The sequence below is a fragment of the Mycobacterium sp. Panama NTM2 genome, from assembly GCF_054355555.1.
Genome location: NZ_JBTHXC010000005.1, coordinates 149036 through 160416, shown reverse-complemented (window position 1 = coordinate 160416; position 11381 = coordinate 149036). Strand labels below are relative to the sequence as shown.

The 11381-nt window shown below is 64.3% G+C and carries 9 protein-coding genes; 2 read left to right on the top strand and 7 right to left on the bottom strand.

Features of this window, described 5'->3' with window-relative positions; genetic code table 11:
* Positions 1–771 precede the first annotated feature (771 nt).
* A complete protein-coding gene (locus ACXYX3_RS28520; protein WP_308192942.1) occupies positions 772–1686 on the top strand; it encodes a DUF2637 domain-containing protein in 915 nt (304 codons plus the stop codon).
* 106 nt (positions 1687–1792) lie between these two features.
* Positions 1793–3175, top strand: a complete 1383-nt coding sequence (locus ACXYX3_RS28515) for a DUF4226 domain-containing protein (protein WP_458612352.1) — start codon at positions 1793–1795, stop codon at positions 3173–3175.
* A gap of 40 nt (positions 3176–3215) precedes the next feature.
* Here ACXYX3_RS28515 and ACXYX3_RS28510 read toward each other — a convergent pair whose 3' ends face one another.
* From ACXYX3_RS28510 to ACXYX3_RS28480, 7 genes are all read right to left on the bottom strand, one after another.
* On the bottom strand, positions 3216–3776 hold the full coding sequence (locus ACXYX3_RS28510; RefSeq protein ID WP_241204969.1) for a thermonuclease family protein: 561 nt from the start codon (positions 3774–3776) through the stop codon (positions 3216–3218).
* Positions 3773–4090, bottom strand: a complete 318-nt coding sequence (locus tag ACXYX3_RS28505; protein WP_241204968.1) for a hypothetical protein — start codon at positions 4088–4090, stop codon at positions 3773–3775. Before ACXYX3_RS28505 ends, ACXYX3_RS28510 begins: the two co-directional genes overlap by 4 nt.
* Before the next feature lie 456 nt (positions 4091–4546).
* Positions 4547–6715 (bottom strand): S8 family serine peptidase, encoded by a 2169-nt coding sequence (locus tag ACXYX3_RS28500; RefSeq protein WP_241204967.1) that lies wholly within the window; start codon positions 6713–6715, stop codon positions 4547–4549.
* A 174-nt stretch (positions 6716–6889) separates the two neighbouring features.
* The gene (locus tag ACXYX3_RS28495) at positions 6890–7864 is read right to left on the bottom strand and encodes an AAA family ATPase (protein WP_241204966.1); all 975 of its coding nucleotides are present in this window, start codon (positions 7862–7864) and stop codon (positions 6890–6892) included.
* 324 nt (positions 7865–8188) lie between these two features.
* Entirely contained in the window at positions 8189–8605 is a 417-nt protein-coding gene (locus tag ACXYX3_RS28490) for a hypothetical protein (protein WP_241204965.1), read from the bottom strand.
* Between the two features lie 76 nt (positions 8606–8681).
* On the bottom strand, positions 8682–9344 hold the full coding sequence (locus ACXYX3_RS28485) for a hypothetical protein (protein WP_241204964.1): 663 nt from the start codon (positions 9342–9344) through the stop codon (positions 8682–8684).
* 154 nt (positions 9345–9498) lie between these two features.
* Positions 9499–10659 carry a PIN domain-containing protein gene (locus ACXYX3_RS28480; protein ID WP_255730354.1) on the bottom strand — a complete coding sequence of 387 codons (1161 nt, stop codon included), beginning with the start codon at positions 10657–10659 and terminating at the stop codon, positions 9499–9501.
* Between the last annotated feature and the right edge of the window lie 722 nt (positions 10660–11381).

The following is an 11381-nucleotide window of genomic DNA, read 5'->3' as shown; positions in this document are numbered from 1 at the left end:
GACGATTCCCTTCAGCAAGGGGGAGTGGCGTGAAAGCAACTGGGTTCGAGCGGCAACTCGAACTTGACGACCCTCGGTCCTTCGGGCCGGGGGTTTCGTCGTTTAGGTGCTTTCCGAGAAGTTATGTAGTTGTGTGGCTGACGATTTCAGCGGTCAGCCTGGGTTCCTGTTGGTCGGGTCTCCTCTCCTGGGTTGAGCCGTTTCCGGCGCGGATATCCGCGCTTGGACGTACGCCGCCCACAGACATCGAACGTTGAGCCGGCACCGCGGATATCCGCGCTTGGGTGTGAGCATGCCGCACGAAGCAGCCGGTGGCGGGGAAGACACGCCGCACCATCTTTCACACAGGTAACAGCGGTCGCGGGTCCTCGCGGCCCCACATGCAGATGCGTGCGCGTCAATGTTGCCCCCGGCATCATGTGTGGCACGGAGAGCCACCGTCCGGAGTCGGCATTTTGTGACCGAGCGAGTGACACTGCGCCCCAACATTGGTCGTCGAAGCGGGAGTACTCCTGAACGCGAGGTGTCGGATCGATCCGGCGGCGCGGCCGCGGTCCTGTCGTGGAAGATGCCGGCGTACGGCCGGAACACCACTTGCGTGGGCTGCATCGGGAAGCACGCCAATCAGGCTGGCACGCGGTGACACGCTGTGCACCGCCCCTAGGTCCTCAGTGTGTTCATGTGCACCGCTGCCTTGACTCGCACTGGATTCTTTGGCGCATAGCTGTTGCACCACAGGCGCTGTTGGATGGAGGTCAAGCATCCACATCGATGTGCTGTGGTGGACACCTGTCTTGGAGGAAGCGATCGATGACCGCACTAGACGATGTGGGAACCGTCATCGCCGATGACGATCGAGGAGTCAGCCCACCGCCTGGGGAGCAGATTGACGTACGGGGGCTCGGGTCGGAGGGCGGCGTGCGACTTCGCGGGGTACCGACTCTGGTACGAGCGAGTCGCGCGGTGGCAGTGACTATCACCGCAGGCATCGCCGTGTCGAGTTTCGTCCTGTCTTTTGCGGCGCTGAGCGACCTCGCTCGGCGGACCGGAAGTTGGGCGGACTGGTTACCATACCTGTGGCCTGGAATCGTCGATGGCGCAATCGTTTTGGCGACCATGGGCATCCTGACCACAGCGGCCTATCCCGATCAGCGCAAGAATCGACAATTCTTCTGGTCGATGCTCGCCCTGGGTTCCCTGGTAAGCATCGGCGGCAACGCGCTGCATGCCATTCTCCCGGCGTCGGCGCCTCTGCCGACATGGCTGGCCTTCGCGGTGGCCTGCGTCCCACCCGCAGGAATTCTTGGGTCCACCCACGCCGTGCAGATCCTCTGGCGGTTCAACCCGACACAGGCGCCGGAGCACGCCGCCAGCCCCCACGCCGCCTGGGCGCCCATGACGCCAAGGCACCTCGATCGCGGAGAGCGCTGGTTGGGGATCGCCCGCGAGATTCATCAGCGCGGCAGGTTGACGACACACTCCGAGGACACGTTGACGCAGGCGCTGTGGCGGTTGTTCGAGGTGCGACCGGCGATGTCGTTGCGCGCGATCGGCGAGGAGGTCGGGGTGAGCCATCACGACGTCATTGCCCGCATCCGGCAGACCGCGCTGGAGGTGGTCCGAGATCGCCCCGAATTGGCTCCTATGGCCGTAGCTATCGAGGGTCCGCCGGGCTTAGCGTCGTAGAGAGCGACCGCGCGGCGGTGCTGAGGAAAGGACTTCGCTCGTGACTTTCGGTCTTCCCAGTGTTCCCGACCTCGTCTCGGATCTGCTGGAGCCTGCGGTGGTCAACGTGGCCAAGGTGGTGGGCGCGGTCGGCCGTGTGTTCGGCGACGACGATCAGCCGCCGTCTCAGACCCCGTTGCAGCGCACCAACACTGCGCTCTACGGCCCTGGCGGCGCGCCATCTGCACCGCCCCCGGCGCCGGCACCGCCCGCCGACAGCGCCGGGGGGCTCAACGATGGCGCCACCAGCGCGGGAGATCAACACACGCAGGACACCACGGGCGCGTCGCTGACCGACGAGAAGCTCGCCGCACTGCTCAAGCAAATCTTTGCGTCCAACCAACAGGCCCGCGACAAGATCAACGCGATCTTGGCCGACGTCCAATCCAAGTCAAAGCAGATTGCGCCGGAGATGGCCGACCCGGCATCGGTCATGGCGTTTCAAAAGTTCATGGACGGCAAGTTCGCCGAGATCCAGAAAGTGCTCGGCGACGCCCAGGTTGACGCGAAGACGCAGGCGGCGATTATGAACGCGCTCGGCCAGGAATACTTCACGTCCGGCCCTGCGCCCGGCGAAGGTGGCGGCACGGGGTCGGGAACGGGGTCCGGTTCGGGAGAGTCCGCAGGCGGGGGAGCCGGGGGTGGCGGCGGGGATGCGGCGCCCCCTCCCGCCGATGATTCAGTCCCCTCGACGACGCCTGCCGGCGACAGCGGCTTGACCGATCCCATGGCCGGGATGGGCCCCCTGGGCATGGGCGGGATGGGGATGGACCCGCTGTCGTCGTTGGCCGGGATGGGATCGGCGCTACCGGGGATGCTTGGCGGTCTCGGCGCCGGCGGTTCACCGCTGGACGCCCTAAGCGGCCTCGGCGGCCTGGGAACGGCCCTTCCGGGCTTGGCGTCGCAGTTCTCGGACAAGAGCGCCCCGGACCAGGGCGGCGACGGTGAGAAGTTCTCCGACACGAAGGGCGATTCGAAGACCGAAAAGTCCGACGATCAGTTCACTGACGAGCCGAGCAAGACCGATGACTCGTCAGTAAAGAAAACAGAGCCGGGCAGCCCCGTTCCCACTGAGCCAACTGTGCAGCCCGCGGTGAACACCTCGCCCGAGGCCGCGGCCCCGGCGGCGGCCCCGGCGGTCGCGCCGCACACGGTCCCCTTGCCCGATGGCACGTCGGTGACCGCTGCGGATGCGCAACGTGAGCGTGCGTTGAAGGCAGTGCTCAACGGTTCCTCGGTGAGCGCGGCTTATGGCGATCAGATCCCGCCGGCAGGGTCGCCGGTGATGAATCCGGTCGACCGCAACAGTCTACGGCCGGGGGACTACGCCCAGTTCGAGGCCAAGCCTGCAGTGATGTACATGGAGGCAAAACAACGGCGTTATCAGCCACGCCGGAGGCGTGTCCACCTAGGTGGGGCGCTGCTGTGGTGCGCCGCGTGCGGGCAGTGACCGCCTGCCCAGTTCGGCGGTCCCGTCGGCGTCGTCGAAACTACTTCACGGGCGTTGAATCGGTGTGGCCGTAGCAGGGAGGTCCCCAGAGGCCGCGCTGCGTTCGTTGCGCTTCGGCCTCCGCGGCCTGGATCTGCGGTGTCAGAGTGGCTGGGCGCCGGCCGTATACGTAAGACTTTGCCGCACCCGCTCGGGCCGCCTCGACCGAGAAGTCCCAGCCTCCCGCCCTTTCCACGTAAGCCAGCGTCCGTCCGTAGCGGTCGTGGGTGTCCTGGCTGGGATCGGTGACGATCGCGACGCGCTGGCCGGTGAGTGCGGAACGGGCGAACTCGCTTGCCTCGGGACCCCAACAGCCGATACCGTAGCCGGGCTTGTGCACCTCGGGGCTGTCGACTCCAATTAGCCTGATACGCAATCGCCCTCGGGAATCGTCGACCACGTCGACCGTATCGCCGTCGACTACCCGCAGAACGGTGGCAGTCAGGGCAGGGTCGTCGGCACGGCTTACCGCAATCGGACCGAGGGAGGCCGAGCAGGCGGTGACCGTCAGCCCGGCCGCAGCAAGGATGGCGGTCACCTGCCCAGCGGCTGAGGTCCTCATTGGAGCTTCTGGTAGTGGTCTTGGGCCAGTTGCGCCAACCGCCAGGTGGTCAGCATCGCGTTGCTCGCGTGCGCGCCGAGCGGGAGGTACCCCTGGAGCCAGCCGTCGAGTATGTATTCGCGCAGGACGAAGTCGTCGATGTCTTCTCCGCCGTCGTTGATCCGGTGGAGAACGCCGATCGCACGGTCGAACACCGCGTCGTCGATACCGTTTTCGCGAGCGGTCTTGCGAGCGTTGTCCTGGCCCACCTCGGGGTCGAGCGCGAGCGCCGCGAGCTCGAAGACGTAAGGACGGTTCGTCGTCGGGGTGGTCATCGCGATGGCCCTCGGCTCTGCATGAATACACGGTATGCCCGGGGTTGTGCACTGAGCCACGCGCCAAGCTGACGGTTTGCACGATGTCAAGCAGGGCGTCGTCGCCGCGCCGGCAGAGGATGTCGGTGACGTCCTCGGGATCGCACTCCAGGCTGCGCGCGAGATCCACGATGGGATTGGCTCCGGGCGGGCGCCCGAGATGGAGCCCGCGCCATACCGACGAGCGTAATGCGACACGCCGCGCACCGACGATGCCTTGTCGGTGCGTCTACGCGGACTCACCCGAGAAGAAGGGCGCGCGCTGTCGTCCTTCCCCTGGGGTCTCCTGCCGGCAGCGAATCTGTCGATGACGGTGCCGCGGTCCCAGGTCTTCGCGCGCGGCATGTCCCGAGGGCGCGGTGTCACGGGAGCACCCGGTTAGGCAAGCCCGCTAACTGTAGGTGTCGGCTGGCTTGTTTAGGTGCGCAGCCGCACGCGGTTGGGGATGCTCAGTCGTTGTCGCAGGGTCTCGTGGAGATTGGCCGTTTCCAGTTCGCGATCCTCTAACGTTGCGGCCAACGCGTACGCCTGACTGTCGTAGGCCGGATCGTTGCGGGCCCAGGTCTGAGCTTTGTGGGTGACCGCGATGAGGAATGTCTCGTCGTCGTTTGCGAAGGAGTTCCGTCCGGTCCAGGTACGGAGTTGCAGCGTGCCATGGGTGAAGGTATTAACGCCGGGCTGCAGATCAAGCTTGCGACGGTCGGTGATGAGTTCGGCGCGATCGTCGGGGTCTTGCCGCTGCAAGATGTCGGCCAAGTCCTCTGCGCTTATGTCCCTATATATCTCGTATTTCATTGTGCCGGCGAGGTATTCCCGGCGTTGGCGCCGTACGGGCGGGTCGAACGCGAGAGCGACGCTGATGACGCGGTCACGCCGGCTACCGCGTCGGAACTGCTCGGGGACGGGCAGCGGGTGGATCTGTACTGTGTCGACAGGCATGGAACCGTCGTAGGTCATCGTGACGCGGTGGCCGTCGCTTGATGTCGCTCTGTCTGCCTGGGGGAGACCGTGCCCGTAGACGCGGTTTCTACGGTGCGGTTCGGGAATGCTCGTCGCCGGCTGGGTTTGTGACGCGCCTGTCGCAACCAGGGCGCGAATCAGATTCGCCGAGGCGTCGGGGTAGGCGTAGGCGATGTCGGCTGCGACGCGTGCGACAGCGGGTGCGGCGTAGCTCGTGCCGTTTACGGCGGCGAAAAGTTGACCTTCGGTGCCGCGTGTCGATGTGCTGACCAGGGACGCGCCGGGGTCGTTGGGCACGGTGTTGCCCACATCGTTGATGACCACGTTCCCACCGAAGTGGGTGACGTCGGGCTTGTTTGCGCGGCGCGTGTTCGTTCCGAGCCCTGGTCCGCTGCGACTGAAGGGTGCCGCTTCCCGTGCATCGGCGGCGGCTCGCCATCCGAAGCGCCCGGGAATTTCGGCGGGCGCTCCACTAAGGGCCAGTGCCCCAACAGTGATCGCGAGAGCAGCTGGGCCGGGCTCCGATAGGCGGTGTTCGGGCGAGAAGAAGAACTCCGGCTTGTCGTCGATGATGTGGTGACCACTCGCAGTGCGAGCGGTCAAGTCGGCCGCGGCGTTGCCAGTCGGCACGACGATCACGATGTCGAGCTCCCGTACAAGATCGTCGATGATCTCGGTGAGCGGTCCGAGATGTAGGTCGTTGAACGGCTCCGAGTAACCGATCGAGAGATTGAAGATCCGGACACCGTGCTCACCGTGGAGGTGGCGAACCGCAGCTTCGACGAGGTCGTGGGGCGCGGCATAGGTGGCGAAACGCGGCGGACCGTCGGGGCGAGAGGGGTCGGGTTCGAGGATTCGCACGATCCGAACACTGCCCACCGCGGTCAGCGGCAAGCCGTCACGCAACTCTTCGTGCAGCGAGGGGTAGAGGAGGCGACCCACCACCTCGGTGCCGTGGGTACCACGGCGTTGCCATTGGTAGCCGGGGGGTGACAGCGATTCATCGGATGCGATGAGTCCGGCCAGTAACGGGTGCGACGATGCCGGGGAATCGTCGAGGACGCCGACCACTTCGCTCACCCGTCGACTTCGCGTAACAGACGAGATGTCGATGTTGCGCCAGTCGCGGAAGTCGAGAAACGGTACGGGCGGTGTGCGAACCACCTCAACGACGCTGGTGTTGAGCAGATCGGACAACCCGGCAGCGGTCACATCGGCCCGCAAATAACTGCGCCGCGCCGAGACGGAACGAAGCAATACCTGGCCACCGTTCTGCGTGATGACCGATTCGACGACAGCCGCTCGTCTGACGGCTTCGCTGTAGGCACCCGAGGGCCAGATGATGACGTCGACGACCGTCGTGCCGCTGAAGTCCGCTTCGATCTCGCCGATACCTGGGCCGCTGCGATCTTGCGGACCGTAGGGCTCGATGTCGTCGATCTGATTGAAGAAACTGCGGAGTTCACCCGTGCGCACGTATCGCTGTATCGCATTCTCCAGCGACGCGCCGCGATCGCTGGACAGCACGAAGTACGTGTAGTCGACAGTCTCACCGAGAATCTGTAGTCCTCGACCTTCGAACGACGAGTCCTCCGGCCGCGACCCCGCGATGATCTTGAACACCATGTCGGGGTCGACCCCGGCGTTGAGCTGGCGTGGCGCGCGGGAGACATCGAGTTGCCGGCGGAGATGCCGACCGTGTTCACCACGTTGCCGCTGCGGCGTGCCCCCGCCGGCTCCACTGGCACGCCGAGAGCGGACAGGCCGCGGGTTCGGAAGTAGTAGGTGTTCGGGCATCACTCACCACGGCCGAGACGTAATACTCGACAGTGCCTTTCGGACGTCGCTGTCGTTCACGGACTCTGCACGACGCAGCAGAGCGGTGCGGCGTGCATCAACGACGAGCTTTTCGGCTGCGGCGTGTGGCAGCCCCTTGAGGGCGCTGGCGTAGCTGTCGACCTCGAGACCGGAATGGGTCACGCTCTTGAACCGGAGTCGTATGAGCTGCCGAATTTGGTGCACGGTGGGGAGGTCGAACGTCACGACTTCGTCGAACCGGCGCCACAGCGCCTCGTCCAGCAGGGTCGGGTGGTTCGTTGCCGCCAACAAGAGGCTTGGCCCGCGGTAGCGTTCCGTCATCTGGAGGAAGGCGGTAACGACACGCTTCATTTCGCCGTGCTCGGAGCTGTCGTCGCGTGATCGGCCCAGCGCATCGAACTCGTCGAACAGCACGACGAAGGGAGCCTGATCGGCATATTCCAGGATGCGACGGAGGTTGCTTGCCGTCTCCCCGAGGTAGGAGGAGACGACCGCGTCCAGCCTCACGATCACCAAGGGTCGCCCCAGCTCGGCTGCGACGGCCTCGGCCGCAGTCGTCTTGCCGCAACCGGGTGGCCCTTGCAGCAAGAGACGTTGCCGCCGCGGGAGACCAGCAGCGTCCAGCAACGACCACTGACGGACCTCCTCGATCACACTCTCGAGGACCGCCGATACGCTCTGACGTAGGACGAGGTCTTCCAACAGACGTTCAGGTTCTCGCACCTCACCGAGGTCCCATTCACCTTCCCGGTCCTTCGGTGGAGGAGGAACAAGAACTGTCGGCCCAGTATCGACGGAGCCGCTACCCGCTATCAGCAGCTTCTGGAGGTCGCGAGCTAACGCATTATGGTGCTTTGCCTGCTCTTCCTCGATAATTTCTGCAGCTGCGCGACGAAAAGCCAGCTCATCGCGCGTGTGGAACGCCCGAAAGATCTCTTTGAGCTGTCGTCCGGCCACGGATTCATCCTAGGGGTGTTAGCCGTGCAGACGGTCATCTCCCGCTGTTGTCGCAGTGAGTCAGTCGTAGCGGGCCCCGGCGCACCGGTCGGCCCCCCATGGGGCACGAGGGGGACGAACCCGAGCCGGCGCAGTTTGGCGAAGCGGGCCACCCGAGCTTGGCTGGGCGATCGACGACACCAAGGCGCGCACATCGCCTGATCGCTGAGCGAAAACTACCACCGTCTCCGGCGGCGCCTAGTAGCGGCGGCAACCTCTGAAGGAACGGGAGTCAACGAGCGACTAGATTGCACGTGACGGTTTCGCGACGCATAGCGCGCTGGTTCAGCCCGGAGGGTTGTTTGATCCGGTTGAAGGGTCAGCATGGGGAAGCTGGCCCCGACGCAGAAGTGCTCGGCCAGCCGCCAACGTGGAGTGGATCATTTGGGGAGTCATCGGAATCGAGGACTCTCCGCGGCGACGCACAACGCTGATGAACGTCGTCTCCGTGCGGCCGTCGATTACGGCGCCGTGGACGAGGAACGGTTTCAGTTCCTCGGGTTGCGGCGGTACGTCAATGAGCATGAGTCCACCGTCTTGCACCGGTACGGATTCGATTCGAAGCATGTCGGGCGGGGGATAGAGGCGGTGCTCGATGACGCGTTGACAACGCTGGAGGGTTCGTCCGTCGATCGCCACGGGGCAGATTTTCCTGATGATCTCTCCGCCGGGGACTCGTTTGGTGTCCATGCCGATCACCACAATCCCTCCGTACTCGGCGTTCGCGAATCGTCCGACGGACTGGGCGAGAGTGATTTGGCCCGCTGCGGTGGCGTAGTCAGTGCTGACTCTTGACGTCGAGCCAATGGGACTCAGCCTGGCCGAGGAGCAGCTCAGCATGGCCTGCTCGGATCAGATCGCCTGTACTCTCGCGAGAGAGTTGGCCGGACTCGAATGCATTCAGCAAAGCAATTGCCTGACAGCCGATCTCGTACAACCAGCTCAGCGACTTGCCTCTCGGCTTCAGTGCGATCTCGCCTCGCCATAGCCACGGCGGACCCTGGTAGTTGTAGTCAGGCTCGAAACTCCGCAACGACATCCGGTTCCGACGCAAGAACGGCTCGAGTGCGCCTGCGAGTCGCGACTGCTCCGTGTGATCCCCGTCCTCGATCCATCGGTTCATGTCGAATGTGAAACGAAGGGTCAGTTGGCTGTCAGCGACGCCGAAGGAGATCGGCCCGACGGGACTGTCTTCGTCGTCGAAGTATTGGCGCTCAACCGAACTCACAAGCAGTTCGGGATCAACGCTGCCGGCGCGAACCGCGGACCGCATGACGGTCTGCAGTTCGGAGGCGGTGTGCGGCTCGATATCGTCTAGGTGAGCTACGACCTGGTCGAGATAACCGGTGGTGCCGCGAACGGTCGAACCGAAGTGCCATTCCGTGCCATCGGCGTTTCGCCTGATCGTTGACGTTCGACGCTTCGCGGCTCGCGTGGGCACCACTCGATTGTCACAGCTCGGTTTGTGGAATGGCGGGAGGTTCGCGCGGAACCCGCCGATGCACTTCAGGCTTCCGTAGTTACCGACGGATTTGGGCCGTTACCGCGCCTTTCCGGTGATCGACTGACCGGCTTCCAGTGACACTGCATGACGATCATGCTGGTTCGGCCTGAACGGAAGTGAGCTCGATGATCTGTACGGCGCCGGCGTCCGCTGCGAAGCTGAACTCGAGGACGACGGGTAGATCTGCGCTTACAAGCGCCGTGTGGTCATTGTAGTCGCCATCGTCTACGCGCCAGGGGGTATCGATTTCCGCGAGTTCCGCCTTGAGCACATAGGCCGTGACACGCATGCCAGCTGGGACGCTGACGTCGCCGATCACCGTCCCGCCATCGAAGACCTCGTGGATGACGATATCGAGCCGATCGAGGTCCGGGTCGATGTCGTCGACGGTGGGTTCGTCAACGGGTAGGGGCAGCTCGACATCGAAGGGCACGGATCGATATCCGTCGTGTAGGTCGACTCCGAACAGGTTGTCGCACAGGGATCTTATCGATGCTGCTAGATCAGCGTTGAGGTCAGGAGCATCCCACGGGGGACGGACGAGTTCGTCTTCGATTCCGGCGACGCCGGTGATCAGCACGGCGTCTCCAACTGTTCTGGCGATGAGGACACTGTTCGCGGTCACCTCGGACAGGTTGGCGGCGAGCTGCGGGTGGAGGATGGAGGACCTCCCGTCGCAGAAGTCGTTGTCGTTCGACAGGAAGGCGACGGAGCATGCCTGAGGAGCTGCCGCGGCGACCTCTCGGACGGTGGCCCAGATGAGTGCGTCGCGGTATCCCTTATCGGTGGCGTCGAACGGCGGATGTTCCTCCAGTGACCACGTGACCAGTGTGTTGTGGTCGAGGCTTGAGGGGATCGGGTGAACGGTGGCGCCGAGATCGTCGAGGTGTTTGCGCAGCCGGTCGGCGATTTCGGCGGGTGGGGGGAGTTTGTGCGCCCGAAGTGTGCGAACGTCGGGTAGGTCGGCCGGCAGCGTCACGCCCGCCGACTCGAGGGAGCCCGTTGCTTGTCCCCACGCCTTTGCTCCCTCGGAGAGATGCCGTTTAAGGTCGCGATGACGCTGCCTCGCGACCTCGAGCACGACGACTTCGGGCACGACCACCGAGACCGGGCCGAGCGAGGCCAGCAGGCGTAGTCGCATCCAGGAGACTCCGGAAAGACTCGGGTCGGCCACAGCGATATTCGTATCGACGACGAAGATAGCGGTGATCGGCGCGGTTCCGTCGCTGAGGCCGATATGGCGCACCCTCATGTCCGCCCCCCTTCAAAGTCCTCCCGCCGCGTCTGCGATTGCAGACGGGACCGCGTTCTGGGTAGTCACCTTAACGGCGGTGAACCGGCGGGAAACGGCGATCGAATCACTCGCACTAATATGCGGTGGGATGGGAAGATTGCGACCCTTTCCTCGCCTGCGCTCATCGGTGTGCGCCTACTCCAGTATGTGATGCAGTCTCGGTTTGGGTAATGCAGTGCAACCATGTGACCGGGACGCTGAATTAGGCGAAGGCGCGCGGGCACCTGCCTCCGTGCAGCCGTGCCGCTGCGCTCGTGTGAATGGTCTTGTGAACGAAACGATGCGCAACGTGCCCGACAGCTTCGACACGGCGTGGCATCCGCGACGCTCACCGCTGCTGACCAGCACGTCATCGAGGTAGCGGCCATAAGCGCAAGACTGCGCTCCAGGACGGCGGCCACGAGGTCTGATCAGGCGCCAAATCGCTGACGCCTCGCGGTGGGTACGCGGAACCCGTCGACAACCATTGGATCAAGATGGCACAGGCGCTCCTTCGTCTAACCCGAAACGGAGAGGACAACAGCCCTGAGACACACGCGTCAAACCGCAAAAAGGCAACTTCACTGCGAAAGTCGGCACCATGATTGAGACCGGGCAGGTGAATTGTGTTGTCTTACAACTGCTGTCACCCCAACCCGACATAACGGTCGTTATCTGGCAATCGGTTCTGCGTGGGCGGT